The organism is Lelliottia sp. GFLA7 (assembly GCF_056490165.1).
Window position 1 is genome coordinate 894,690 of record NZ_JBWLAQ010000001.1, and the last position, 25,006, is coordinate 919,695.

The following is a 25,006-nucleotide window of genomic DNA, read 5'->3' on the forward strand; positions in this document are numbered from 1 at the left end:
GACGCGCAGGGATGCGCGGAGAGGGCGTGACCTGCAGGGATGCAGGATCGCGCCCGACCCGATAGCCTGAAGGAAAAAGCTGAGGGAATCGCGTAGCGACGATTTTCGTGCCGGGAGCCCGGGTCGCCAGGGCTGTGGCGATTGAGCCGCCCTGGCACGTTCACTGATCCGAATCGCCCAGAGAAGCAATGGACATGAGGTGAACGGAATCCCCCCTGGTATTGCATGTTTCCCCTCACCCCAACCCTCTCCCAAAGGAGAGGGAGAAGTAATACAGCTGATAAATAATAAAGAGTTTTTATGCCACATCTTTCTTCCGGCGTGACGCGCTTTTTACAAGGTCTCGTCACCCTACTCCTCACGCTGCTCGGGCTTTTGCTCGTCACCTTTGCGCTCTCCGCGTTTTCTCCCGTTGATCGCGTTTTACAGATCGTCGGGGATCACGCCAGCCAGTCCACGTACGATCAGGTTCGTCATCAGCTTGGGCTGGATCAGCCGCTGCCGGTGCAGTTCTGGCACTATCTGCAAAATCTTGCCCACGGCGATTTAGGGATTGCCAGCGCGACCGGACAGCCGGTGTTGCAAGATCTCCTGCACGCGTTTCCCGCGACCTTAGAGCTTGCCACGCTGGCGCTGATTATCGGTTCCGTTCTCGGCGTGATCGCGGGCGTTCTGTGCGCGCGCTTTGCAGGTTCGCCGCTCGATTTAGCTATTCGCACGCTGACGCTACTCGGCAACTCGGTGCCCATTTTTTGGCTCGGTCTGCTGATGCTGGCGCTGTTCTACGCGAATCTGCAATGGAGCGCCGGACCCGGCAGGCTGGATGATATCTGGCAATATACCGTCGAACCGCGCACCGGGTTTGCGCTGATTGATACGTGGCTGTCGGGCGACAGCGCGGCGTTCAAAAATGCGGTCAGCCATCTGGTGCTACCGGTGCTGCTGCTGGCCTATTATTCGCTGGCAAGCATCACCCGCCTCACGCGCTCCGCGTGCCTGAGCGAAATGAATAAAGAGTACATCCTGCTGGCGCGCGCCAAAGGTGCCGGGGAGATGACCATTCTGCTGCGCCATGTGCTGCCGAATATTCGCAGCACGCTGTTCACCGTGATTGCGCTGTCGTACACCAGCATGCTGGAGGGCGCGGTACTGACCGAAACGGTCTTCTCCTGGCCGGGTATTGGCCGCTATCTCACCACCGCGCTGTTCGCGGGCGATACCACCGCCATCATGGGCGGGACGCTGGTGATTGGCGTGTGCTTTGTGCTGATTAATAACCTCACTGACCTGCTCGTGCGGGCAACCGATCCCAGGGTGCGCTGATGCCGTTTTATCTTTTTTTGCGCCGCCTGCGCCGCTCTCCCGCTGCGTTTTGCGGGCTTATTGCTATCGCGATTTTAGTTTTTATCGCCCTGTTCGCGCCGTGGCTCGCACCGCTCGATCCCAACTGGCAGGATGCGGCTTCGCGTCTGCAAGCACCGAACAGTGCCCATTGGCTGGGCACCGACAGCTACGGGCGTGACCTGCTTTCGCGCCTGATTTACGGCAGTCGCCCGGCGTTGGGTCTTGTCGCGCTGGTCACCGTTATCACCCTGCCTGCCGGATTGCTGATCGGGATTATGTCCGGCTATTACGGCGGCTGGGTAGAGCGCGTGCTGATGCGCTTTACCGACGTGGTGATGTCGATGCCGCGCCTGATTCTGGCTTTTGCGTTCGTCGCCATGCTCGGCCCCGGCCTGGTGAATGGCGCGCTGGCGTTAGCGCTCACGACCTGGCCGGCATATGCGCGTCAGGCGCGGAGTGAAATCCAGCGTTTGCGCCACAGCGATTATCTGGCTGCCGCCGAGATGATGGGGATTCGCGGCGGGCGATTATTGCTCGGGCACATTCTGCCGCTGTGTTTACCCTCTGCGATTGTGCGTCTGGCGCTCGATCTGGCGGGGATTATTTTGGCTGCCGCCGGGCTGGGTTTCCTCGGTTTGGGCGCGCGTCCGCCGATGGCCGAATGGGGAGCAATGATCGCCGACGGCATGCAGGTGATTTTCGATCAGTGGTGGATTGCCGCCATTCCGGGCGGGGCGATTTTGTTCGCCAGCCTGGCGTTTAATTTATTGGGCGATGGCCTGCGCGACATACTGGAGCCGCATCATGACTGAACCCCGCGTCATCGTCGAGGCGCTGAATATCGACTACCCCGCCGCACGCGTGGTCAACAATTTGAGCTTTACGTTGGGCAACGAACGGCTGGCGCTGGTCGGCGAATCCGGTTCGGGCAAATCCATGTCAGCCCGTGCGTTAATGGGTCTGGTGCGCCAACCCGGCGTGGTGAGCGCTCGCCAACTTAACGTGCTGGGCAACGATCTCCTGACCCTGAATAACCGCCGCTGGCAGGCGCTGCGCGGCAATGGCATTGCGATGGTGCTTCAGGATCCGCGCTACGCGCTCAATCCGGTAAAAAACGTTGCGGCACAGTTGGAAGAAGCACTCACGCTGCATCAATCTTTGTCGCGTAAAGAGCGGGCAGAACGCGTTCGCGAGATGATCCACGCCGTCGGGCTAAACGATGCGGTATTGGCCCGTTACCCCGGGGAATTATCAGGCGGCATGGGCCAGCGCGTCATGATCGCCATTGCACTGATGAATAACCCGCAGGTGCTGATTGCCGATGAGCCGACTTCTGCGCTTGATGCGCGGCTGCGCAATCAAATCCTTGAGCTGCTGGTGCAACAGTGTGAACAGCGCCAGATGGCCATGCTGCTGATCAGCCACGATTTGCCGCTGGTGGCGGAGCATTGCGACCGGGTGCTGGTGATGTATCAGGGTGAAAAGGTCGATGAAATGGCGGCGAATCAGTTGCCACAGGCCACGCACCCGTATACCCGTACGCTGTGGACCTGTCGGCCCGATGCCAGTACCTACGGGCAAATGTTGCCCACGCTGGATCGCACTCAGTCATGGGAGGAGTCGAACAATGGCGCTCGTTGAAGTCAGTCAGTTACAGGTCGCGTTTGGCGAGAAAACGGCGGTATCGGCCGCCAGTTTTACGATTGAAAAAGGCGAAACGTTTAGCCTGATCGGTGAATCCGGCTGTGGCAAATCCACCCTGCTTCGCGTGCTCGCTGGGCTGCAGCGCCAGTGGAGCGGCAATCTCCGGCTGCTGGGCGAAAACCTGAAACCCGAAGCCCGGTTTACAGGCGCGCTGCGTCGCAACGTGCAGATGGTTTTTCAGGACCCGTGGGCGTCGCTGCATCCAAACCATACGATTTCGCGCACGCTGTCGGAACCGTTAAAAATCCACGGCGAAACGCAGATTGCGGAAAAAGTGGCCGAGGCCTTAGAGCAGGTCGGGCTTGCGGCAGATGCAGCGAAACGCTATCCGCATCAGCTCTCCGGCGGCCAACGCCAGCGCGTAGCTATCGCCCGCGCGCTGCTCCTTCGCCCGCAACTGTTGCTGCTGGATGAGCCCACGTCAGCGCTGGATATGTCGGTGCAGGCGGAAATTCTCAATTTACTCAACCGCCTGAAACAGCAGCATGGCATGACCTATTTGCTGGTGAGCCATGATGCGGACGTTATCGCGCATATGTCCGATCGCGCGGCGTTTATGGCGCACGGGCAAATTCAGCGGGTGTTTGATCGCCAGGCCATGCTGAACGGTGAACATCGCATGGGCTAACGCTTTGCCTTCAAGCCGGGCAGGTTCAACAGCCCGGCTCTTTTCCTCCTCCCTCAATCACATTTCCCGTGTGCCTAAAACCTGTTTCCGATCACAAGTCAAAAACTGGTAGGTAATTTGATAACTATTTACAATTGTAAATGATATACATTTTCATTATCATTTTTCGTTACGTAAGCAACTGTAAAGAAAAATGACATGATGACCTCAACGCTAAAAAAAACCACCTACTGTGCGCTGGCCATTTCTATGGCGATACACTCAGGCGCTGTATTCGCTAAGCAATTCACCGATAAGGATTTTCAGTCTCAGCCGCTGGGGCATGGCGTTTACGAACTGGCGTATGATAATGCGCAAAAGGCGCTGTACGCGGCGTCTGCGCCCTCTTTTGAAGCAGACAAAAAGGCCGGTCTGGTTTTCCGTCTGAATGCCGATTCCCTTCAAATCGATCAAAAAATCGCGACTGAACGCCGTACGTTTGCCGTCGCACTGGATGAAGCAAACCACATTCTGTATCTCGGTAACGCGATGGAAGGGTCAGTCACCCTGCTTGATACCCGCACCAACAAAGTGATCAAAACCATTCAGCTGAGTGATGACTCAAACCCGGACCGACAAGCGCACGTTCGCGAAGTGGTGCTGGATAAAAAACATCACCGCCTGTACGTCTCCGGAATCGGCAGCAAGGACAAAGGCCTGTTGTGGGTTGTCGATACGCAAAAACAAGCGCTTGCACAGACAATTGAGAAGCTAGAGCCCGTCGGCTTTGCGGTGGATGAAGCGGGTGACAAAGTGTACGTGGTCACCGGAACTGGCGAGCTGATCACGCTCGACGGAAAAACGTCAAAAACCCTCAAACGCGTGAAGGTCGATCCTGCTGACCCTGAACATTACTTCCTGAATATTGCCCTGAACACGTCCAAAGGTGTGGGCTATATCGCCGACACCAACACCGCGGATGTGCTGGTTGTCGAACTGGATTCTGGCAAGCTTATCCATCGAATCCCTTCGCCGAACTCCATCGCCGTGGTTTACCACCCTGCGTGCAACGAAATCTACGTTACCCACCGCAACGCTCATCAAATCAGCGTTATCGACGCGAACAGCTATGCCGTGAAGCACACCATTAAAACCGCCGCCATGCCGAACAGTCTGGTGCTTTCTGCCGATGCCAGCACGCTGTATGTGAGCGTTAAACAGGACGAAAAAGCGAAAGAAGCGGACTACGTGCTCAAGATTGATTTAACCCAATTCTAAGGATTCTGTTGTGATGATTCAGACACGCACGGCGGTGGCGGTTGCGCTCGCCCTGACCACCTCCCCGGCCGCTGTTTATGCAGCAGAGACCGCACCACTCAACGAAGATCAGATTGTCGTCACCGCGACCGGTTTCAGCCAGGAACGCCGCGAAGCCCCGGCAACCATTTCTGTCGTCAATGAAAAGGAACTCAATACCCGCTCGAATCAGAATGTGACGGAAGCGATTCGTGAGATGCCGGGCGTGCTGGTCGGCAATGGTCACGGAAGCCTGGCAACCGGTGACGTGCAGATGCGCGGCATGGATTCGACCTACACGTCGTACATGGTTAACGGCATTAAACAAGCCACCCGCGAATCGCGCCCTTACGGACACCATATTGGGACGGAAGCGGCCTTTATGCCACCGATAGCGGCCATCGAGCGCATCGAGGTGATCCGTGGGCCGATGTCTTCTCTGTATGGGTCTGACTCCATCGGCGGCGTGGTCAATGTCATCACCAAAAAAGCCTATAGCCTCGAAAACTGGACCGGGGTGCTGGAAAATAACTATTTCCTGCAGGAAAAGAGCGAATACGGCAACACCAACCAGACCAATGCTTTCTTAATGGGGCCGATTATCCCGGGTAAGCTTGGCGTCAGCGTGGCCGCGGATTATCTGGATCGCCGTGACGATGACAGCCAGTCGGATGAACGCTTCGTGAAGCATGAAGCCGGAAATCTGGATGCGACTATCGCCATGTCACCGACCGATACCCAGCTCTGGGATCTGAACGTCACAAAGGGTAATCAGGAAAAATCACATAATAATAAAGAATGGTATTGGGGCTTCGACCGCGATGCGGCGTCACTTTCTCAGCACGCATGGTATGGCGACGACCTGCTGGAAGTGAAGAACTACATCAGCTATGAAAAAGCTAAAACGGAGTATCGCGTGCCGGGGATGAGCTCGCAGTTTATCAAGCAGCGTAACTTTGAAGCGAACAGCGCGAATACCTTCTCGCTGGGCGATCACAAGCTGACGCTTGGCGCGAACTGGACGCGCAATGAGCTGGATGACACCTTTGGCATCGAGGACAAAGAAGCGCCTGGCGTCACGCCGGTCAGTAAAATCACTCGCGATGGTTGGGCGGTGTTTGCTGAAGATGCCTGGATGATAGTGCCAGACTTCACGTTGACCAGCTCCGCACGTCTGGATCACGACAGCTATTTTGGCTACCACGTCACGCCAAAGCTCTATGGCAACTGGACAATCGACGAAAGCTGGGCGCTGAAAGGCGGCGTGTCGGCTGGCTATAAGAAACCGGATTTACGTCAAAATAACGAAGGCTTTACCAGCGTTTATGGCAGCTATCCCTATTCTGAAATCAGCATCGGGAATGATGATCTGAAGCCAGAGCAGAGCGTGAACACCGAGGTGGGGGTTTACTGGCAACAGGACGCGCTGGCGCTGGATGCGACCCTTTTCTACACCAGGTTTAAGGACAAAATCAGCGACTACACCATCTGTACCCAGACGGCCACGCAAAAATGCGTATACAACGGTTACACCGCGGACAGCGTTTATCAGTACTTTAACGTCAGCGATGCGGAAATCTATGGTATTGAGCTTAACGGCGACTGGCAGGTGACCGCCTCGCTGAGAGCCAACGCCAACTACACCTACACGCACAGCGAGCAGAAAAGCGGTGATTACAAAGGCTATGCGCTGAGTGATTTCCCAACCAGTATGGCTAACGTGTCGCTGACCTGGAATGTGCTGAATGACCTGGAGTTGTGGACCAAATCGAGCTGGCGCAGCAATTCGCCGGACATTGGCAAATCCACTTCGACGGAAGCTTATGCGCTGGTGGATCTGGGCGCTCGCTACCATCTGAACAAGAACATCACGCTGATGACCGGGATTAACAACCTGTTCGATGCAAACCCGGTTTACACCACCACTTACAACCAGTCGGCCATGCTGGAAGGCCGTCGTTATAACCTTGGCGCTCGCTACGAGTTCTAACCTCATCCACCGGAGCCATCGGGCTCCGGTATCCTCTTTCCCCGCTTAAAAGGCTCAATCGCGCAAGATTCTGGAAGACGCCTCGCAAACCAAAAAGTTAGCGCGTGTAATGACTTTTCTTTGCCATTTCAGGGTCGTAAAGTGCGTGCATTGCGGCACATCCGCAATCGGGTGTAGGAACCCAGACTTCACGATACGACAATGTTTGTCGCAACAGTGCGTGTCCCATTAAGATCATGGCGGCGCTGGTGGAGCAGCCGAAAAGCTGGCCGTTTTTATCGTGTACGGTATTCCTACCTCCGTCAGCGCTACCATCCCTGAGCGTCGTAACTCGTGTGGTGGTCAGGAGATATTTACTCAAAAGGAAAACCACATGGCGATTATCCCAACTTTGCCTACTTCACAATCCGCTGACAGTTTTACTCACCAATTGCTTGCGCTGTCGCTTCCCGCATCTGCCGGTTCACTGCAAATTGCGGATGCCTGCACCGCATTTGCGAGCGTACTGGTTGAAACGGACGATACCGAAACACGCCGTGCGCTGTGCGAGCGTTTGCTGGATGCGCTTGGTCAGCTGCATTCACTCTGCAGCGATCTCTCGCCCTATCTGGTAAAGCATTTGCTTGAAGGCGAAAAAATCGACTCCTGCGCGCCCGACTGCTGGCAGAACACCGCTACACAGGTGGAGAACGCGCAGGCGCTCACACAGGCTATTCAAGGGGGAACACTTTCTGCAAGCGTAGAGAAAACGTTAACAGGATTGCTGCATGATATGGTCTGGCTGCTGGCGGAGTTTGTGAGGGAGTCTTCTGTCACGCAGGCGGCCTGATAGCCACCCCAACGTTCAATCAGCGGTGCCGAAATTCTGCACGCGTTAGCAGGATTTCGGCACTGGGTCGGTCTGAATAATGTTAGATCTTGAGCATTTTTACCGTGGCTTCGATGTCTATCTCATCGGCGGTGAAAATGAGCGTTGAGCCCTGGAAGGTGGTGATCGCCAGTTTTTTCAGCGAGCGCATTTCGCCAGGTTTAGCGGCGGCAGATTTCGGGCTGATGCTACTCATCAGTATGCCCACTGACAGCACGGCATTCTCTTTATCAATGCGGGTTTCAACAGGCACCTCTTCGCTGTACACCACGAAGGACTTGATGGACGTGAGCTTGATTTTCTCGCCCGCAATATAGATGTATTTGCTTTCGGGAAGGACTTTCACCGCGAACGCCGACAGCCCTTTATTATTGGTCGTCGGTTCAAACGTCACGGCGGCATCTTTTTTGATGAGCTCTGGGTTGGCGACCTTGATCACATGAAAATAACGGTTATCACCGTTTTCATCTTTGATAAATCCAAAACCTTTGTCTTCAAACCAGGTTGTGATTGTTCCGTTCATCGCCATTACCGCCTAATTAATCGTTCATCATCTCAATTTTTGCAGCGCGCAGTTTAAAGCACAATGCCCGCGCAGACCACGCCTTTGGGTTAAGTGTGGACAATAATTTTCTGCTGCGCGAGGGGATACCGATATCCTGAAGGCGGCCGTTCGATTCGCCAGTCGGCTGAAAAATGGTTATGATCCGCTCCCACTCGCCATCCGGGCAGCCCGATGTCTACCATTCTCGATACCTTTATCGCCCCGCCGTGCCATGACACGATAGAGATTCTCTATCAGGATGAGCATCTGGTGATTATCAATAAACCCAGCGGGCTGTTGAGCCTTTCGGGGAAGAATCCGCAAAATCTCGACTCCGTGCATTATCGGCTGGTCAAAACCTTTCCTGGCTGCACGCTTATCCATCGGCTGGATTTCGGCACGTCCGGATTAATGGTGATCGCCCGCAACAAGACGATCAATGCCGCACTTTGCCAGCAGTTCAGCCAGCGCACGGTGACCAAAATATACAGCGCCCTGCTCTGCGGGCATCTTGAGAACAATGAAGGCGCGATCGACGCGCCAATAGCCAAAGATCCGGCGCTGTTCCCGCTGATGTCGATTTGTGCCATCACCGGCAAGCCCGCTCGCTCGCGCTATCGGGTGATCGAGCGTTTTAATCGTGTAGGGGAAGACGGGACGGAACTGCCGCTGACGCGGGTTGAGCTGACCCCAGAAACAGGGCGTACCCATCAACTGCGCATTCACTGTCAGCAGTTGGGCCACCCTATTCTGGGCTGCGATCTGTACGGCGGTCTGCTACGGCCAGGGACCGAAAAGACGCCACGGCTGATGCTGCACGCTAGCGAGTTGCACTTTGTTCATCCCGTCAGTGAAGAGATAATCAAAGCGCAAAATGCCAGTCCGTTTTAAACGCAAAGAGAAGATTGACGATGCGCCGAAAGCAATTCGGCGCCGTGTTCAGAACAGACAGGAATGTGTTTGTCGCGGGCTGAATATGTGATGCGTGCGTTCAATAAATGCGGCTTACCACATCAAATCGTCAGGCACTTTAAAGTCAGCATACGGATCGTCTTCATCCTGCTCTTCCTGACTCAGCGCACTGTTTAAAACAATGCTGTTTGCATCGCGCTGGGCAATTTTATCGGCCACAACCGCAGGAATAATGGCATATTCGCTCTCGCCATTTTTATCCGTTGCCAGACGCGCAATCGCCAGGCGGCCGCTGATCAACTGCGCCTGAGTGGTCTTATCGACAAACACTTTTTTAATTAAATTACCGTCGGTGAAGTTAAAACCAATATCACCTTTTGAATCGGTAATTTTATTCATTTCAATAAGCTGTTTAACCTGAGCTTTATATTCTTTCGATAACACAGCCAGTTTTTGCTGTTCGCTCAACTGCTTATCACGCTCAAGCTGTGACTTTTTATTCTCTTCCACCGCCTCTCTTGCCTCACGGGCCTGAACGCGAGACTTTTTCGCTGTTCTCTGGACTTTGGCCATTTTTTTGCTGCTCACGAGACCCGCTTTTAGCATCTGCTCTTGTAAGGTAAGTTTTGTCATTTTCGCTTCTAAACCTGATGAATAATGAGTGGGATTATACCTGCAATTCTGGAGACTGTACCACTTTACAGGGCCCGCGCGCGCAGCGACTTTCGGAACGCCGGGCACGAATGGCGCTCGTTACGCTCTGTTTTTTCCGGCATCGGATTGCCAGTAAAGCGGCGTCCCGAACGCTTCAACGAAGTAATCAATCGCCGCCCTGACGTTCAACGGCGGGTGGCGGGTATGGGGATAAATCGCGGCAATACTCTGCGGCTCCGTCTTAATGGAGGTCTCTATCTCTGGCAACAACGCCACCAGCTCACCGCGTTGTAACCGCTCGCCAATCAACCAGTCCGGGAAAAGAACGATGCCCATTCCCCCGAGCGCCGCGATAAGCAGCGTTTCCGCATTATTGGAAGATAACCGCGGCGTGACCGGATAATGCACCCACGCCCCGCCCGGTTGACGCGCCAGCCAACGGTTTGGGCCGGAAGAGCCACGGTAGACAAGGCATTGATGCCGGGCCAAATCGGCGGGCCCTTCGGGTGCGCCATGCTTTTGCACATACGCCGGTGACGCAGCCAGATGGTAAAACTGCTGGCCGAAAATGCGCGCGTGGAAGGAGGAATCCGTCAGCTCACCGATGCGAAAGATCACGTCGGCAGCATCCTTGTGCGGATCGATATAATCGTCCGTCAGCGTCAGATCCAGGTTCAGCCGGGGATAGCGTTCTGCCAACGCGGGCAGCCAGGGGGCGATGTGCCGCTGCCCAAAAAACACGGGCGCATTCATGCGGATCACCCCGGACGGCTCACGCGTGCGTTCGTCGAGTTCCCGCCGCGCATCCTCCAGACTCCCCGTCACGGTTCGCGCATAACGGACGAAGAGATGACCACTTTCAGTCGGCATGACCGCGCGGGTATTGCGATAGAAAAGCTGCTGGCCGATCGCATCTTCAAGCTGATGGATAACGCGCGACACCTGAGACGCTGAAATCCCTTCGCGCCGCGCCACCACAGAAAAATTCTGCGTCTCATACACGTCAATAAAAAAGCGCAGCCAGCGGATACTGATGTTGGCGAAATCGTACATTGATGCATTTCCTGCACAGGTGTTTATCGCATTATGGCATTTTTCTCACCGATGTTTCGCCGTAGTCTTCCCGGCTCGACAACGTGGGACGGTGTGTTATGCAACTGGTATTCATTCTAATGGTGATCGCGGGCGGCATGGGGCTGTCTGTAGAAGCGGGCTTGCTGGGGCCGCTGGGCGGTGAAGTCGGTGATTTGTGGGCGACGTTCAGCGTCTTTGGCGTCGGTGCTGCGCTGACCTTTCTGCTGATGCTGTTTTTCAGCCCGCGCAACAGCCCGTCATTTTTCGCCCAGCCTTCGTGGCAACTTTTGGGCGGCGTGCTCGGCCCGGTCTACGTCATCATTCTGACCGTCGCTACACCCGCGATCGGCGTGGCGATGACCATGATTAGCGTTCTGGCCGGTCAGGTGTTTAAGAGCCTGATTATCGATCACTTCGGGCTGCTGGGAACGCCGCACCGTAAAATTGACAGTAAACGTATCATCGCACTGATGTTTATCATCGCGGCGCTGGTTCTCGTGGCTCAGGGATAACGTACAATGACGATAATCATGATTATTTTGGCCGTCATCGGCGGCGCGACGCTCAGCATTCAGGCCGCCATTAATGGGCAGTTGGGCAGTCGAGTTGGGGTGTTCAAGAGTGCATTTCTGACGTTTTCCGTCGGGGCGTTGATCACCGGGCTGCTGATTTTCTTCTTCGAGTCTCCCCACGCGGTCAGCCTGCTGGACGTGCCGAAATGGCAGCTATTGGGGGCGATGTTCGGGGTACCGTACATTGTCATCATGGTGCTCGCCGTGCAGCGCATTGGGGCTGCGGTCGCCACCGTCGCGGTGATATTCGGGCAGTTAACCATGAGTATGCTTATCGATAACTTTGGCTGGCTGCACAATCCGTCCATTCCGTTTTCGATGAGCCGTCTGGGGGCCATTGTGTGCCTGGGCCTCGCGCTGTGCTTTATTTACGCCAGCAGCAAGACCAAAACAGCGCCGACTAAAAAGTCACTGCGCCACACCGCGACGAACGAATAATCGCGTTTTACAGGCAATTAAAAAATAGAACTCTACAATTAGGAAAACGCGTATAACCGAGACGAAAATAAAAATGAAGGCAAACGTGGTGGCTTATGGCTTGGCTGTGCTGTGTTCAAGCCCAGCCTGGAGCGCTGACTATATTACGGGTCAGCAACAACAGTATATTCATGATGGCTTTTCACTTTCGTCTTCGCTCGGTTATTTGGGCGGTGAATCCAAAGAGTTTGTTTATGATAATGGCAGGCAGCTCAGCCGTCTCGACTGGAAAATCAACAACGCGGCCATCATTAAAGCCGAAGCCAATTACGATCTTCTGCCCTGGCTGAGTATCAATGCGGCGGGCTGGACGACGATTGCGTCAAATTCCGGTCATATGAATGATTACGACTGGCAGAATCCTAACTCCTCGCAAAATACCGACAGCTCATCGAGCGCAGCCACGTTAAATGAAGCCAATGAATACGATCTGAGCCTGCGGGGCTGGTTGCTCAACGCCGACAACTATAAAGCGGGCGTGATCGCCGGTTATCAGGAAACCCGTTTCAGCATGACGGCGAAAAACGGCACCTATGATTACGCAGGCACTGACGCCGACGGTAATTATGATCCCAACGCCCCGCGCGATCGCGGTACCTTTCCGCGCAATCAGTCGCTGGTGGGGTACAAACAAACCTATCGCACTCCATATATTGGCCTGGTCGGGAAATACACCGTCAACGACATTGAATTGAACGCACTGATGAAATACAGCCATTGGGTCGACGGCAAAGATAACGACAATCACTATATGACGGGAGCGACCAGCGCCACGAGCACCAGCAGCGCCGAGCTGTGGGCGGGACAGGTCAATGCGGGTTATTGGGTCACGTCGCACGCAAAAGTATTTACCGAAGCCACCTATACCTATTATCCCAACAAAAAGGGCGAGATTAAGCAGTGGGATAACGATGGCTATCAGTCAGAAAGCAATGGGGGCGGCATGCAAAACCGCAACTGGACGATTAGCGCAGGCGTGCAGTATCTCTGGTAAAACGGCGAATCCCGCTTATGTTAGTGAATAAACGTCTGATCGCCGTGATCTTTTCGGTCACGGTTTTTAGCCTGACCTACGGACTCAGCTCGCCGTTGATCGCCTTTAAGCTGCTCAACGCCGGGGTGAGTGAAAGCGTGATCGGCTTTAATGCCGCTATGCACGCCGTCGGGGTGTTTCTGATTGCGCCGTTTTTACCCGCCTTGTTCCGGCGATTCCGCCCTCTTACGCTCATTGTGGTGTCGCTCTGCGCCATCGCGCTTATTTTTGTGCTGTTCGGCGTCGTCTCATTCCCGATGTGGTTTTTGCTGCGAATGGGGCTGGGGCTGTTTAGCGAAATCATCATGGTGCAGACCGAAACCTGGCTTAACGGCAGCACGGTTGAACGCGCCAGAGGAAAAGTGCTGGCGCTCTACACCGCCGGAATGTCATTGGGATTTGCCACCGGACCGCTGATTCTGGCGTGGACCGGCAGCGACGGGAATCTCGCCTTTTACGTCGCCAGCATTCTGGCTGCGCTCGCTATCGTTTTCATTTTCACTTCCGGGATGCCCCGCGTCGAAGGGCACGAAGAGAACCCCGAAACGCTGCGTAACAGCCTGAAACTGGCCGCGCTTCCGGTAATGGCCACGGTGCTGAATGCCGCCGTGGAAGTGCTGGGAATGAATTTTCTTTCGTTATACGCCATCAAGCTGGGCTGGAGCGAATCCGCCTCCGCGCTGTTGATTTCGGTGCTGATGTTTGGCGCCATCATTTTACAGCTGCCCATCGGCTGGCTGGCCGACAGAGTCGATCGGCTCAGGCTGATGACCACGCTGGCCTTTATCGCCGCTGCGCTGGCGTTTGTCTGGCCGCATATTCTCGCGTTCCATCTGCTCTCTTACGTCATGCTGTTTATCTGGGGCGGGATTTTCGTGGGGATCTATACCGTCGCGATTACCTGGGTAGGCGAACGGTTCAAAGGCGGTCAACTGGCGGGGATTTACGCAGCGATGTCGGTGGCCTGGGGCGCTGGCGCGCTGGCTGGGCCGCTGTTGGGTGGTTTCGCGATGACGTTTTCACTGCATGGCTTGCCCTGGCTGACCGGCGCGCTGTGCCTTGTGTTTGCGCTGCTGAGCCTCTCCGGTCCGCTCAAAAGTCGTAGCTAAAACCGACGGTCAGCTCGGCAATCGCGTCCTTATTGACCATTGGGCTGTCGGTAATGGTGGACGAGTAGAAACGCCCCGTCACTTCAGCCCAGGTATTCCAGTTTTTTTGCCAGTTATAGTTAACCGCCAGCGAAACAAACGGAATCGCGCTGCTGTGAGGCCGCCAGGCGGATAACCCTGATGCCGACGCTTCATCATCCGAGACGCCATAGTAATAGCGGTTTTGCTGCCCGTTGTTCCAGTCCACACCCGCGATGGGCACAAGCGTAAAGCCGCCCCACTGCTTCATGACTATCCACGAAAAATTCGCGGTGACGCCTTTGCTCTGATTTAGCGCATCGACGCCAAGCGTGGTCTCAAAACCGCCAACGGGGGTCGTCAGAAGATAACTTGCGCCCGCCAGCATGGTGCTGTGGCGGTTGTTTAAACGGCGCAGCGCGGCGGTGCGCCCTTGAGACGCATCGTATTGCACGTCGAGATACCAGACCTTGAGTTTCAGCGTGTTGACCGGGTCGTCCACCAGCGTGAACCCCATCTCCGTGCCATCAATGTAAAACGGTTTATACTCCAGGCCGACATACGGCAGCACCCAGTTTTCTGCGTGGCGATCGTTGTACGGCGTGCCGTAACTCCCGCCCTCCAGGCCCAGCGAGACCGCCCCAGCCGTTCCCGGCGTGAACGCCACCAAAGCCGTCGCGACACACATGCCCACGTGCGTTTTCTGTTTTATCAGCATTCAAGCCGCCCTTTTGGTGGCATGCGCGCAAGCGGTTCGATCACGCGGGTGCAACGCGATGGTTATAAAGAGGCTGATGATTCAACCTCCACTTTCACTCGGGGTTTGGACAACAGGATCATAATCAGCTCCGTAAAGGGTACGGGCTTGAAGAAGTAGAATCCCTGCATAAAGGCGATGTTATTGCGGTTGAGATATTCCAGCTGCTCCTGCGTTTCGACGCCCTCGGCAACAATACTTATTTTAAGTTTACGCGCGAGATCGAGCACGGAATCCAGAATTCGCGTCGAGTCCTCATGGGCATTCACGCGGCCCACAAAACTGCGATCAATTTTGATGTAATCGATATTCAGATCATAAAGGTAAGAGATCCCGGAATACCCGGTCCCGAAATCGTCCAGCGCAATCGCAAAGCCATTTTCATGGAGGGTATTCAGGGTCTGGACAAGATGCTCATCAACATCCAGCGGCTCACGTTCCGTCACCTCAATCACCAGATTCAAATCAGGCCGGATAAAACTGTCTTTATATTTTAGGCACTCTTCCACGAAGGAAGGCGCGGCAATATGCGACGCGCTGAAATTAATTCCGACGTGAAACCCTTCGGGTAATTTACTGGCAATGGCATTCATATGAGCCGAGACCTGCGCCATCAGGCTCTGCGTGAGCGGCACGATCAGTCCTGTTTTTTCTGCCACAGGGATAAAGGAGGCCGGCGAAATATACCCGCCTTGCGGATGTTTCCAGCGAGCCAGCACTTCGACACCGCGCAACGTGCCCTCTTTGCCATTCACGATAGGTTGATAAAAAGGAACGATCTCGTTTCTGAAGATGGCCCGGCGAAGAGACTCTTCCGGCAGCGTATTTTTATTCAGGTATTTGTGCAGCAGGTAAGCGGAGAGACCAGAAATAAGCATTAAAAAAAGTAACACCCCTCCGGCCCCGTCGATTAATTTTTTCAGGCTGAATAACGGCGGCGAGTCGAAATCGATGCTGTAAGGGAAGTCAGTCGCCTGCACGCTTAAATCAGCACGGTGGGCATCGTTAACGGTCTCGACATCCCCCGTCATACCCAAAATATTTTTGCCCACTTTTATTGAATACAAAATGCCGTTTAACGGAATATCCATTGCGTCCCGAATATGACTGTCGCTCATGCTGATCATAATGCGGCTTCCGGCATATTCCGTTTGGTAAATCAGCACCGGGCGGCCATTGACCGTGCTTCGCGCAGGCACAAGAAGGAGTGAGGATTTCGGCAGCGCGGCGCTGTTTACCAGTAAGATACGGTTGCCTGGCAGAGAGGAACACCAGACCGCATCCTTTTTGAGAATGACGATGGTTCTGAGATGCGGTTGCAACGCCGCCTCGGTGCCCAGCCGGTACTGGCCTTCCACATCGCATTCGTTGTCAGCCAGCAGTATCGCCGTGCGGGTCGCATGACGGGCTTCCTCAAGAATGATGTTCATGTTTTTGACCGCATAGCGAGCGCCCGCCAGGCTGTCTACGCGTGCCGAATACCAAATCTGCGTATTAATAATAAAAACACCCAACAGAAACATTGCCACGGCCACAGCGAGAGGGATAAGTGCCTTGCGCATTGATATGTCCTGAGAATGAGAGAGACGAGGACGTCGAAAGTGTCTGATTTATAATTATATTGAGCATGGTCGACAAAATAAAAAATAACCATGCTCCAGGTAGAATTTTCTAACGAAGGCGGGCGTTTATTAATAAAAGCGGTGCATCCGATCTCATGCCGAATAAAAGGTTTCGTGCAGGTGTCGCCACATCACACACCCATCCGGATTGATGTCAAACACCGCTGTCGCAAAACGTTGCGTTGTGTTTTGCCCAGGTATTATCTGTCGTTCCGTATAGGTGACCGTCGCTCCCCTTTCGCTTTCCGCGATAATTTGCAGATCAATAATCTCAATAGTTAACCCGGCGCGCGCGCCCAGCTGCGCGCGGAAGAAACGGTTTAACGCATTAAAATCGAAAAACACGCCACTCGGAGGGACCATCGAGAAGTCAGGACTAAAACGCGATAATAAATCATCGCATGTCTCCACAGGCGTTTCGGCATTGCCCAGCCAGTCGCGGATCAGTTCATGCGTATCCAATACTTCTTTAAAATAACGATTCATTTTTGTTCCTGATTAAGGGTGAAAATAAGGGTTTTGTTCGCGATGCGCAAACAGCACAACAGCGGAATCACCGCGCTACAAGCCGCTAACACAAAGCTCAAATGATAGGCCTGGTCTACGGGCAACCCGGTATCTGCAATCACATTAAACAGCAGGCTGATGAGCGTCACGCCCAGGCAGAAACTCAGTTGCCGGTTAATGTTCCACAACGCGCTGGCATCGGCCAGATCCTCGTTAGTCATCCGAATAAATGCGGCACTTTGCGCCGTACTGCTGCACAAGCTGCTGCCGAATCCCATCAAGATGAACGCGAGTACCGCCACCAGGGTATGCGCGGTGTGGCCTGTCAGCGCCAGCAGTCCGATGCCCACACTGTGTATCAGGCAACCGGTGATAAACAGCGGACGTGGCCCCAGAACGTTGAAGATCTTCCCCGTCAACGTTATCGCCACAAAAGACGCCAACGCCCACGGGAGCATCATCGCGCCTACCTTCGCGGCTGACATGCCCAACTGGTTCTGCAGGTAAAACATGGCGATCAAACTCACCCCAGTAAAAATACCCGGAACGAACTGATAAATCAGCATTGAGGTCCGGAACAGAGGTTCCTTTATCAGCCGCAGGTTGAGCAATGGACTGGATTTTTTCATCGCGCCACGCACATACCCGCCCATGACGACAATGCCGATTAACAACAGCACAGCGCCCAGTTGTGCATGATGCGATTCGCCCAACACGGTCAGCCCAACAAGAATCAACGTTAGCGCCACACTGGCGCTCGCCAGACCGGACAGATCCAGCCGTGCACCTTTTTCGGCAGGGACATCGGGTTTAAGCCAGCATCTGGCCAGAATCAATGCCACCACGGCGAACGGTAAGCTTGCCAGAAATACCCATCGCCAGCTCAGGCTGTCAACGAAGAGACCCCCGATGGCGGGCGAGAGCGCGGGAGCCAGCAGCGCCACTAACATCACGGCGGATGACAGCTTTGCCCTTTCATGGCTGCGGTACAGCGCATAAGTCATCGTCTGACCAATGGGTATCAACAACCCGCCGCCCATCCCCTGCACGCCTCGCCACGCAATAAGCTGAGGAACCGAGAATGACGCACTTACGCCGCAGGTCGCAATAATGAATACCAGCAAAGAGAACATCAGCAAACGCCTCGACCCAATACGTTTTGCCAGCCAGCTGCTCAGCGGAATCACTAGCGTGAGGCCCAAAATATAACTGTTACTGATCCACGCCAGCTGGCTGACGGGGGCGTCAAATTGCCGACCTATTTCAGGATACGCCACGCTGGCGATAAACATATTCACCAGATCGACAAAGAACCCCAGCAGATAAACGCTGGCAACACGTGCGCGATACGTCATTTCATTCTCACTCAAAACAGCCAGGCCGCGCAGTATAGGCGCATGACGCCACGGGAAAAATCCACGTTTGCGGGTTACACTGTCAACGTGTTTTTGACAATTGACTGAGCAGAACGGGCAACAACATGATCAACATGCAGCGTCTTGGGATGTATGTGGCGGTGGTAGACGCCGGAAGTTTCACCGGTGCGGCGCAAACGCTGGGGCTGACCAAAGCCGTGGTGAGCTTCAACATTAAACAGCTGGAGCAGGAGCTTGGGGTTTCACTCCTCACGCGAAGCACCCGCCATGTGGCGACGACGGATGCGGGTGAACGGTTTTATCATCGCTGCCAGCAGTTGCTTCAGGATGCAGAGCGTGTGTTAGATGAAGTCCGAAGCGATCACGGCGGATTAAGCGGGTTACTGCGCATTACCACGACGCCGGAATACGGCGCGCGCGTGGTGGTGCCCGCGCTGGCGGCGTTTGCGGCTCAGTATCCTCACCTGCGCATCCAGCATGTCTCCTCATCAAAAAGTGACAATCTTATTTCCGGTCGCTTTGATGTGGCGATCCGACTCGGCCAACTGGCTGATTCGACTCATCACGCCAGACTTATCGATCAATTCGATATTTACCCTGTCGCGTCTCCCGCCTACCTGGACTCGCTCAGCGAAAAAGGCATCAACACGTTAGAGCAACTTGCCAGTGCAAAGTGGATTGCACACAGCCGCCTGTCCACGCCGTTAAACTGGCAGGTCTTGACGCCTGACGGCGACCACGTGATGTTTGCCGCCCACCAGCCCGTGACGATCATGGCCGACAGCGCCGCCACGCTGCTGGCGTTTTCGCTTAATCATGCCGGGGTGGCGCTGCTTCCTTCGTGGCTCGCGCAAGATTCGCTGGCAAAAGGCACGTTGCGCCGGGTGCTGCCGGATCACGTTTTCCCTCGCCAGGGCATTTATGCGCTTTACCCCAACACCCGCCATGTCCCTGAAAAGGTGAGAACGTTTATCGACTTTTTGCATAGCCGCGTGAATATGGCGCAACCGAATGAGAAATAAAGGGCAGCGCCTATACTCAAAGCATCCCACTCAACGGAGCGCGCTATGCCATTACCCGACTTTCACTCTTCCGATCCGTTCACTCTGGGCATTGAACTCGAACTGCAGGTGGTTAACCCGCCGGGCTACGATCTCAGCCAGGACTCTTCGGCGCTGATTGCCGCCGTCAAAAACGACATCAAAGCCGGTGAGGTCAAACACGATATCACCGAAAGCATGCTCGAAATCGCCACCGGGGTTTGTCAGAACATCGACCAGGCGGCGGCGCAGTTTTCTGCCATGCAGCAGGCGATCCTGCGTGCGGCGGGCGATCAGCATATTCAGATTGCGGGCGGCGGGACGCACCCGTTCCAGAAGTGGCAGCGTCAGGAAGTGTGTGACGATGAGCGGTACAATCACAATCTGGAGCTGTTTGGTTATCTCATTTTGCAGGCGACGGTGTTTGGTCAGCACGTGCACGTAGGCTGTCGAAACGGCGATGACGCCATCTATTTGCTGCACGGCCTGTCGCGCTTCGTCCCCCATTTTATTGCCCTGTCGGCCTCGTCGCCTTATATGCAGGGCAGCGATACGAAGTTTGCATCGTCACGGCTCAACATCTTCTCGGGGTTCCCGGATAACGGCAAAATGCCGTGGGTGAGCAACTGGCAAGGGTTCGAAGGATTGTTCCGCCGCCTGAGCTACACCAGCATGATCGACACCATCAAAGACGTGCACTGGGATATTCGCCCCAGCCCGCATTTTGGTACCGTCGAAGTGCGGGTGATGGACACGCCGCTGACGCTGGCGCACGCCATTAATATTGCCGGACTGATTCAGGCGACCGCGCACTGGCTGCTGACCGAGCGACCGTATAAGCATCAGGAACAGGATTATTTGCTGTATAAATTCAACCGTTTCCAGGCGTGTCGCTACGGTTTAGACGGGCTGCTCACCGATGTAAATACCGGCGAACAGAAAACCATTGCCGAAGATATGAAATGGCTGCTGGATCGCGTTGCGCCCTCCGCTGAAAAGCTGGGGGGCGCAAGCGCGATTGCCGAAATTGCCCTGATGTTAAAACAGGGCAAAAGTGAAGCCCAGCGGATGCGGGACTTTATTGCCGACGGCGGCTCGCTCATCTCGCTGGTGCAAAAGCACTGTGAGCTGTGGGCTACTCACCCGTAAGCCGATGCCCCCACTCGCGCAGGCGTTGGAACAGAACAAACAGCGCCGGGATAAAGACGATCCCCACCACGGTGGCCACCAGCATCCCGCTGAACACCGTGGTGCCGATGATCCGGCGGCTCTGCGCACCTGCCCCGGTCGCCAGCATCATTGGCAGGACGCCGATAATAAACGACACGGCGGTCATCATCACCGCGCGAAAACGGCGCGACGCCCCTTCGCGTGCCGCATCGACAATCGCCATCCCTTCATTACGCCGTGCACGGGCGAATTCAACAATCAGAATGGCGTTTTTCGCCGCCAGCGCAATCAGCAGTACCAGCCCAATCTGCACGTAAACGTCGTTGGCATATCCGGCCGTCCATAGCCACGTCAGCGCGCCGCCGATGGCGAACAGCACCGAGAGCATGACGCTCGCGGGCAGCGTCCAGCTTTCATACTGGGCAACGAGAAACAGCCACGCCATCACCACCGCCGCCAGCACAATCCAGACCGCCTGATTGCCCGTCTGCTGCTCCTGATACGACATTCCGCTCCACGCGTAGTCATAACCTGCTGGCAGATTGTCGACCAGCAGCTGGCCCATCGCCGCCATGGCGGTGCTGCTGCTCACGCCCGGCGCGGCAGACCCGCTGACCGAAACGGACGGGAACTGGTTGTATTGCTGCAAAAACGGCGCGCCAACGGTCGGCGTAATCGTCACCAGATTGCTCAAACGCACCCGCTCGCCGTTATTGCTGCGCACGTACAGCTCGCTGATTTGCTCCGCGCGCTCACGCCACTGCATCTCGTTTTGCATCACCACGTGATAAACCCGGTTGTTGATGCTGAAATCTCCAGCGCGTGTGCCGCCAAACGCCGTTTGCAGACTGCTGAAAATGCGTGAAACCGGCACATCCAGACGCGCGGCGCGCTCGCGATCCACGCTCAGCGTCAGCTGCGGCACGTTGCTGCTCCAGGTGGTGAAGACCCGGCTGAGCTGCGGATGCTGGTTGGCTTTCGCCAGAACCTCACGCGTGACGCGCTCAAGATCCGCCGGGCTTTGCCCCGCCTGCGCCTGAATACGCAGATCAAATCCAGACGCGTTACCCAGGCCAGGCAGCGTTGGCGGCGCAAAGGTCATGATCGTCGCTTCCGGCAGCGCCAACAGCTGGCGTTGCAGCGTACCCATCACCTCATCCAGCGGCGGACGTTCGCTCCAGTCTTTCAGCATCACCGAGATAAACCCGCCGTTCGAGGCGCTGGTGCCGTTAAGTAAATTAAAACCAGAAACCTGAATCACGTCGGCCACGGCCGGATTGGCCGCAATCAGCTGGCGCGCCGTGGACATCACCGCTTCGGTGCGCTCCAGAGACGCGGCCTCCGGCAACTGCACGCTGGCAAAGAAATAGCCCTGGTCTTCCTGCGGCAGGAAGGCTTTTGGCATGGCGGTAAAGCTGAAAACCACCACTGCCGCTGCGCCTGCGGTGGCGATAAGCGCCAGCAAAGGCCGATGATTCAATACGTTGACCAGACGCGCGTAAGCATCGCGCGTAGCATCAAGACCGCGATTAAAACCACGGAAAATCGCTGCCGGACGCGCGGGACGCGGGCGCAACAACATGGCGCACAGCGCGGGCGTCAGCGTCAGCGCCACCAGGCTCGACAGCGTCACGGCGGTGGAAAGCGTCACCGCAAACTGGCGGTACAACTCGCCAACAATGCCTGGCAGCAGCGCTACCGGAATAAACACCGCCAGCAGCACCAGCGTGGTGGCGATCACCGGTCCGGCAATCTGGCGCAGCGCAAGCGCGGTGGCCGCCGTCCGGCTTTGCCCTTCGGCCATCAGGGTTTCGACGTTTTCGACCACCACAATCGCATCGTCCACCACCATCGTCAGCGCCAGAATAATGGCGAACAGGCTCAGCGTATTGGCGGAATAACCCAGCGCATACAGCACGGCGAAGGTGCCGATCAGCGACACCGGGATTGCGATGGCGACAATCAGCGTCGCGCGCCAGCTTTGCAGGAACAGAGACACGATCACCACCACGGCCAGCAGGGTCAGCGCCAGCGAGACGCCAATCTCTTTGATAGTGGCGGCCACAAACTCGGTGGTGTCGAATTTCACTTCATAGGTGAGATCCGCCGGGAAACGAGCGGACAGGCGCTCAAGCTCGCCGCGCACCGCTTCCGCCACCCGCAAGGCGTTGGCCGACGGCGTGGGATAGATACCCAAATAGGCGGAGTCGTGGCCGTTAAGCTGCGCGCCAGAACTGTAGCTGCGCGATCCCAGCTCGATATTCGCGACGTCTTTCAGGCGCACCAGTTGCCCCATTTCTCCGGCGCGAATAATGATATTGCCAAAGGCGTCGGCTTCGTTCAGTCGCCCCAGCCCGTTGATGGTCAGCGTTTGCTGTTGACCGTTAAACACCGGCGGCGTGCCGACCTGCCCCGCCGCGCCCTGCACGTTTTGCTCGCGCAGCGCCTGCGAAATATCATCCGTCGTGACGTTCAGGGCATTCATGCGATCCGGACGCAGCCAGATGCGCATGCTGAAATCACGCGCACCAAAGATCTGCACCTGACCCACGCCCGGCAGACGCGCCAGCGCTTCGCGGATTTGCGTGCTGGCGTAGTTACTGACAAACAGCGGCGAATGGGTTTGTTCCGGTGAGTAAAGGCTTACCCCCATCATCAGATTGGTGGCGCGCTTGCGCACCTGAACGCCGTTTTGCTGCGCATCGGCAGGCAGTTGCGCCACGGCCTGCGCCACGCGGTTTTGCACGTCGATCGCCGCCAAATCCGCGTCGGTTCCCGCCGCAAAAGTGATATTCAGGCTGTACGCGCCCTCATCGGAACTGGTCGATTCCATATACAGCATGTGGTCCACGCCGTTGATCTGCGTCTCCAGCGGCGTGGCGATGGCCTCCGCCACATCAGCCGCACTGGCTCCCGGCCAGCTCGCGCTGACATTCACCACTGGCGGCGTGATCTGCGGATATTGCTCAACGGGGATCAGCTTCAGCGCGATAGCCCCAAGCAGGGTGATCACCAGCGCAATCACCATGGCGAAACGCGGGCGTTTAATGAAAAACGTCAGCATAGTAGCTCCTTAATTCGCAACCTGAACGGCAACACCGGGCTGCAAGCGCTGCGCGCCGTCGGTCACCACGCGCTCATTCGGTTTTACGCCGCTTTGCACAATAAACTGCTGGCCGATTTGCCCCCCGAGGGTCAGCGTGCGTTTTTCGGCCTTGTCGCGATCGTTAACGACCCAGGCGTAAAAACCGGCGTCGTTTTGCTGAACCGCGGCCGCCGGAATCACCAGCATCTTTTGCTCGCTCTGCGGGCGCAGAAACACATTCACGTTGCCGCCGGGCAGCAAACGATGCTGCGGGTTGGCGAATTCGGCGCGAAGCATCACGCTCGCCGTGCGGGGATCGATGCGGTTATCCACCGAGGTCAGCGTGCCGTTTACACGCTGGTCGCCGTTCGGTATTTGCGCCAGCCAAGCGCTTTTCATGGCGCTGAGATCCGCGTGTGCTCCGGCTTTCGCCGCAAAGACGCCTTCTTCGACAGCAAAGGCGACACGCACCGGATCGAGCTGGACGATCTCGACCAGCACACCGCTTGCCGGATTGACCAGACTGCCGGTGTGGAACTGGCTGTGCCCCATCCGTCCACTGATAGGCGCGGTGATCCGGGTAAAGCCGAGCGTGACGTTGCGGGCTTCAAGGCGCGCTTTGGCCTGTTCGAGCGCAGCGCGTGCCACGTCACGCTGCATCAGGGCGTTATCGACGTCGTGTCGGCTGATGGCGTTGCTGGTACCGAGGCTTTGAAAGCGCGTGAGCTGCTGCTGCGCCTGGCGTAGCGTGGCTTCAGCGCTCTTTACTTCGGCCTGCGCCAGTCGCACCGCCGCACGCGGTTCAGCGTCATCAAGTTCAAAAAGGGCGTCGCCTTGTCGGACGTATTGCCCGTCGCGGAAATGAACCTGGGTGATCACCCCTTCCGTGCGGGCGCGAAGTTCAACGGTGTGGATCGCCTCGACGCGGCCAGGGATCTGGCGTTCGGCGGCGTGATCCGTTTGATTAACGGTGGTGACACGTACCGGAATGGCCGCAGCCACGGCGGTTTGCAGGGTGCAGGCCAGGAACGCGCAGGCCGTGGCGATGCGCAGGAAAGTCGTTTTCATGGAAGTGCCTCGTTGAAATCCCTCACCCCGGCCCTCTCCCGGAGGGAGAGGGAGGTTAACGCCCCCGTCGCCCGCAGTGAGTGTGGTTAGAGTCCCCTCTCACACTCCGGGTGTGATCAGAGTTCCCTCTCACACACCGGGTGCGATCAGAGTCCCCTCTCACACACCGGGTGCGATCA

General features: G+C 56.0%; 23 protein-coding genes. 14 read left to right on the forward strand and 9 right to left on the reverse strand.

Annotation, left to right across the window (positions count from 1 at the left end; all coding sequences use genetic code 11):
* The first annotated feature begins 300 nt into the window (after nt 1-300).
* The 7 genes from AC07RN_RS04365 to AC07RN_RS04395 all read left to right on the forward strand — a co-directional run bounded on the left by AC07RN_RS04365 (nt 301) and on the right by AC07RN_RS04395 (nt 7,770).
* Nucleotides 301-1,323 (forward strand): ABC transporter permease, encoded by a 1,023-nt coding sequence (locus AC07RN_RS04365; RefSeq protein ID WP_012016505.1) that lies wholly within the window; start codon nt 301-303, stop codon nt 1,321-1,323.
* Nucleotides 1,323-2,156: an ABC transporter permease gene (locus AC07RN_RS04370; protein ID WP_012016504.1), complete on the forward strand. Its 834-nt coding sequence runs from the start codon at nt 1,323-1,325 to the stop codon at nt 2,154-2,156. Before AC07RN_RS04365 ends, AC07RN_RS04370 begins: the two co-directional genes overlap by 1 nt.
* Nucleotides 2,149-2,985 carry an ABC transporter ATP-binding protein gene (locus AC07RN_RS04375; RefSeq protein WP_478335660.1) on the forward strand — a complete coding sequence of 279 codons (837 nt, stop codon included), beginning with the start codon at nt 2,149-2,151 and terminating at the stop codon, nt 2,983-2,985. The genes AC07RN_RS04370 and AC07RN_RS04375 overlap by 8 nt, the downstream gene beginning before the upstream one ends.
* Nucleotides 2,972-3,676, forward strand: a complete 705-nt coding sequence (locus AC07RN_RS04380; RefSeq protein WP_449553730.1) for an ABC transporter ATP-binding protein — start codon at nt 2,972-2,974, stop codon at nt 3,674-3,676. Before AC07RN_RS04375 ends, AC07RN_RS04380 begins: the two co-directional genes overlap by 14 nt.
* A 198-nt stretch (nt 3,677-3,874) precedes the next feature.
* Nucleotides 3,875-4,933: a 7-bladed beta-propeller protein YncE gene (gene yncE, locus AC07RN_RS04385; protein WP_478335661.1), complete on the forward strand. Its 1,059-nt coding sequence runs from the start codon at nt 3,875-3,877 to the stop codon at nt 4,931-4,933.
* A gap of 10 nt (nt 4,934-4,943) precedes the next feature.
* A complete protein-coding gene (locus tag AC07RN_RS04390; protein ID WP_478335662.1) occupies nt 4,944-6,941 on the forward strand; it encodes a TonB-dependent receptor domain-containing protein in 1,998 nt (665 codons plus the stop codon).
* Between the two features lie 373 nt (nt 6,942-7,314).
* Nucleotides 7,315-7,770, forward strand: coding sequence for a hypothetical protein (locus AC07RN_RS04395; protein WP_478335663.1), 456 nt, complete (start codon nt 7,315-7,317; stop codon nt 7,768-7,770).
* Nucleotides 7,771-7,852: 82 nt separating this feature from the next.
* On the opposite strand, the gene AC07RN_RS04400 is transcribed toward AC07RN_RS04395, so the two are convergent.
* Nucleotides 7,853-8,338 carry a cold-shock protein gene (locus AC07RN_RS04400; protein WP_012016498.1) on the reverse strand — a complete coding sequence of 162 codons (486 nt, stop codon included), beginning with the start codon at nt 8,336-8,338 and terminating at the stop codon, nt 7,853-7,855.
* 207 nt (nt 8,339-8,545) lie between these two features.
* On the opposite strand from AC07RN_RS04400, the gene AC07RN_RS04405 reads away from it, so the two are divergent.
* Nucleotides 8,546-9,244, forward strand: coding sequence for an RluA family pseudouridine synthase (locus AC07RN_RS04405; protein WP_478335664.1), 699 nt, complete (start codon nt 8,546-8,548; stop codon nt 9,242-9,244).
* Nucleotides 9,245-9,358: 114 nt separating this feature from the next.
* Here the strand turns inward: AC07RN_RS04405 and AC07RN_RS04410 are convergent, their stop codons facing one another.
* Together AC07RN_RS04410 and AC07RN_RS04415 are read right to left on the reverse strand one after the other, a co-directional pair.
* A complete protein-coding gene (locus AC07RN_RS04410) occupies nt 9,359-9,898 on the reverse strand; it encodes a DUF2058 domain-containing protein (RefSeq protein ID WP_012016496.1) in 540 nt (179 codons plus the stop codon).
* Between the two features lie 120 nt (nt 9,899-10,018).
* Nucleotides 10,019-10,972 (reverse strand): LysR family transcriptional regulator, encoded by a 954-nt coding sequence (locus tag AC07RN_RS04415; RefSeq protein WP_012016495.1) that lies wholly within the window; start codon nt 10,970-10,972, stop codon nt 10,019-10,021.
* Between the two features lie 98 nt (nt 10,973-11,070).
* Here AC07RN_RS04415 and AC07RN_RS04420 point away from each other — a divergent pair, with 98 nt between their 5' ends.
* The 4 genes from AC07RN_RS04420 to AC07RN_RS04435 all read left to right on the forward strand — a co-directional run bounded on the left by AC07RN_RS04420 (nt 11,071) and on the right by AC07RN_RS04435 (nt 14,184).
* Nucleotides 11,071-11,505, forward strand: coding sequence for a DMT family transporter (locus AC07RN_RS04420; protein ID WP_478335665.1), 435 nt, complete (start codon nt 11,071-11,073; stop codon nt 11,503-11,505).
* Between the two features lie 6 nt (nt 11,506-11,511).
* Nucleotides 11,512-12,003, forward strand: coding sequence for a DMT family transporter (locus AC07RN_RS04425; protein ID WP_012016493.1), 492 nt, complete (start codon nt 11,512-11,514; stop codon nt 12,001-12,003).
* Between the two features lie 73 nt (nt 12,004-12,076).
* Entirely contained in the window at nt 12,077-13,036 is a 960-nt protein-coding gene (locus tag AC07RN_RS04430; protein WP_449553736.1) for an omptin family outer membrane protease, read from the forward strand.
* 17 nt (nt 13,037-13,053) lie between these two features.
* Complete coding sequence (locus AC07RN_RS04435; RefSeq protein ID WP_478335666.1) at nt 13,054-14,184, forward strand: MFS transporter; 1,131 nt, start codon at nt 13,054-13,056, stop codon at nt 14,182-14,184.
* Here AC07RN_RS04435 and AC07RN_RS04440 read toward each other — a convergent pair.
* The 4 genes from AC07RN_RS04440 to AC07RN_RS04455 all read right to left on the reverse strand — a co-directional run bounded on the left by AC07RN_RS04440 (nt 14,168) and on the right by AC07RN_RS04455 (nt 18,443).
* Entirely contained in the window at nt 14,168-14,920 is a 753-nt protein-coding gene (locus tag AC07RN_RS04440; RefSeq protein ID WP_478335667.1) for a MipA/OmpV family protein, read from the reverse strand. The two genes, AC07RN_RS04435 and AC07RN_RS04440, sit on opposite strands and share 17 nt — an antisense overlap.
* A 62-nt stretch (nt 14,921-14,982) precedes the next feature.
* Nucleotides 14,983-16,521, reverse strand: coding sequence for an EAL domain-containing protein (locus AC07RN_RS04445; protein WP_012016490.1), 1,539 nt, complete (start codon nt 16,519-16,521; stop codon nt 14,983-14,985).
* A 153-nt stretch (nt 16,522-16,674) separates the two neighbouring features.
* Nucleotides 16,675-17,067, reverse strand: a complete 393-nt coding sequence (locus AC07RN_RS04450; RefSeq protein ID WP_478335668.1) for a DUF4440 domain-containing protein — start codon at nt 17,065-17,067, stop codon at nt 16,675-16,677.
* Complete coding sequence (locus tag AC07RN_RS04455; protein WP_478335669.1) at nt 17,064-18,443, reverse strand: MFS transporter; 1,380 nt, start codon at nt 18,441-18,443, stop codon at nt 17,064-17,066. The genes AC07RN_RS04450 and AC07RN_RS04455 overlap by 4 nt, the downstream gene beginning before the upstream one ends.
* A 125-nt stretch (nt 18,444-18,568) precedes the next feature.
* Here AC07RN_RS04455 and AC07RN_RS04460 point away from each other — a divergent pair, with 125 nt between their 5' ends.
* Nucleotides 18,569-19,486 carry a LysR family transcriptional regulator gene (locus tag AC07RN_RS04460; protein ID WP_012016487.1) on the forward strand — a complete coding sequence of 306 codons (918 nt, stop codon included), beginning with the start codon at nt 18,569-18,571 and terminating at the stop codon, nt 19,484-19,486.
* 45 nt (nt 19,487-19,531) lie between these two features.
* Nucleotides 19,532-20,653: a YbdK family carboxylate-amine ligase gene (locus tag AC07RN_RS04465; protein WP_012016486.1), complete on the forward strand. Its 1,122-nt coding sequence runs from the start codon at nt 19,532-19,534 to the stop codon at nt 20,651-20,653.
* Here the strand turns inward: AC07RN_RS04465 and AC07RN_RS04470 are convergent.
* On the reverse strand, nt 20,640-23,738 hold the full coding sequence (locus tag AC07RN_RS04470; protein WP_235135026.1) for an efflux RND transporter permease subunit: 3,099 nt from the start codon (nt 23,736-23,738) through the stop codon (nt 20,640-20,642). The two genes, AC07RN_RS04465 and AC07RN_RS04470, sit on opposite strands and share 14 nt — an antisense overlap.
* 9 nt (nt 23,739-23,747) lie before the next feature.
* On the reverse strand, nt 23,748-24,827 hold the full coding sequence (locus AC07RN_RS04475; protein WP_478335670.1) for an efflux RND transporter periplasmic adaptor subunit: 1,080 nt from the start codon (nt 24,825-24,827) through the stop codon (nt 23,748-23,750).
* Between the last annotated feature and the right edge of the window lie 179 nt (nt 24,828-25,006).

What these genes read in the sequence shown, in the direction of transcription:
- AC07RN_RS04365 (WP_012016505.1), top strand. Translation starts at nt 301, where the DNA reads ATGCCACATCTTTCTTCCGGCGTGACGCGCTTTTTACAAGGTCTCGTC.
- AC07RN_RS04370 (WP_012016504.1), top strand. Translation starts at nt 1,323, where the DNA reads ATGCCGTTTTATCTTTTTTTGCGCCGCCTGCGCCGCTCTCCCGCTGCG.
- AC07RN_RS04375 (WP_478335660.1), top strand. Translation starts at nt 2,149, where the DNA reads ATGACTGAACCCCGCGTCATCGTCGAGGCGCTGAATATCGACTACCCC.
- AC07RN_RS04380 (WP_449553730.1), top strand. Translation starts at nt 2,972, where the DNA reads ATGGCGCTCGTTGAAGTCAGTCAGTTACAGGTCGCGTTTGGCGAGAAA.
- yncE (WP_478335661.1), top strand. Translation starts at nt 3,875, where the DNA reads ATGATGACCTCAACGCTAAAAAAAACCACCTACTGTGCGCTGGCCATT.
- AC07RN_RS04395 (WP_478335663.1), top strand. Translation starts at nt 7,315, where the DNA reads ATGGCGATTATCCCAACTTTGCCTACTTCACAATCCGCTGACAGTTTT.
- AC07RN_RS04400 (WP_012016498.1), bottom strand. Translation starts at nt 8,338, where the DNA reads ATGGCGATGAACGGAACAATCACAACCTGGTTTGAAGACAAAGGTTTT.
- AC07RN_RS04405 (WP_478335664.1), top strand. Translation starts at nt 8,546, where the DNA reads ATGTCTACCATTCTCGATACCTTTATCGCCCCGCCGTGCCATGACACG.
- AC07RN_RS04410 (WP_012016496.1), bottom strand. Translation starts at nt 9,898, where the DNA reads ATGACAAAACTTACCTTACAAGAGCAGATGCTAAAAGCGGGTCTCGTG.
- AC07RN_RS04415 (WP_012016495.1), bottom strand. Translation starts at nt 10,972, where the DNA reads ATGTACGATTTCGCCAACATCAGTATCCGCTGGCTGCGCTTTTTTATT.
- AC07RN_RS04420 (WP_478335665.1), top strand. Translation starts at nt 11,071, where the DNA reads ATGCAACTGGTATTCATTCTAATGGTGATCGCGGGCGGCATGGGGCTG.
- AC07RN_RS04425 (WP_012016493.1), top strand. Translation starts at nt 11,512, where the DNA reads ATGACGATAATCATGATTATTTTGGCCGTCATCGGCGGCGCGACGCTC.
- AC07RN_RS04430 (WP_449553736.1), top strand. Translation starts at nt 12,077, where the DNA reads ATGAAGGCAAACGTGGTGGCTTATGGCTTGGCTGTGCTGTGTTCAAGC.
- AC07RN_RS04435 (WP_478335666.1), top strand. Translation starts at nt 13,054, where the DNA reads ATGTTAGTGAATAAACGTCTGATCGCCGTGATCTTTTCGGTCACGGTT.
- AC07RN_RS04440 (WP_478335667.1), bottom strand. Translation starts at nt 14,920, where the DNA reads ATGCTGATAAAACAGAAAACGCACGTGGGCATGTGTGTCGCGACGGCT.
- AC07RN_RS04445 (WP_012016490.1), bottom strand. Translation starts at nt 16,521, where the DNA reads ATGCGCAAGGCACTTATCCCTCTCGCTGTGGCCGTGGCAATGTTTCTG.
- AC07RN_RS04450 (WP_478335668.1), bottom strand. Translation starts at nt 17,067, where the DNA reads ATGAATCGTTATTTTAAAGAAGTATTGGATACGCATGAACTGATCCGC.
- AC07RN_RS04455 (WP_478335669.1), bottom strand. Translation starts at nt 18,443, where the DNA reads ATGACGTATCGCGCACGTGTTGCCAGCGTTTATCTGCTGGGGTTCTTT.
- AC07RN_RS04460 (WP_012016487.1), top strand. Translation starts at nt 18,569, where the DNA reads ATGATCAACATGCAGCGTCTTGGGATGTATGTGGCGGTGGTAGACGCC.
- AC07RN_RS04465 (WP_012016486.1), top strand. Translation starts at nt 19,532, where the DNA reads ATGCCATTACCCGACTTTCACTCTTCCGATCCGTTCACTCTGGGCATT.
- AC07RN_RS04470 (WP_235135026.1), bottom strand. Translation starts at nt 23,738, where the DNA reads ATGCTGACGTTTTTCATTAAACGCCCGCGTTTCGCCATGGTGATTGCG.
- AC07RN_RS04475 (WP_478335670.1), bottom strand. Translation starts at nt 24,827, where the DNA reads ATGAAAACGACTTTCCTGCGCATCGCCACGGCCTGCGCGTTCCTGGCC.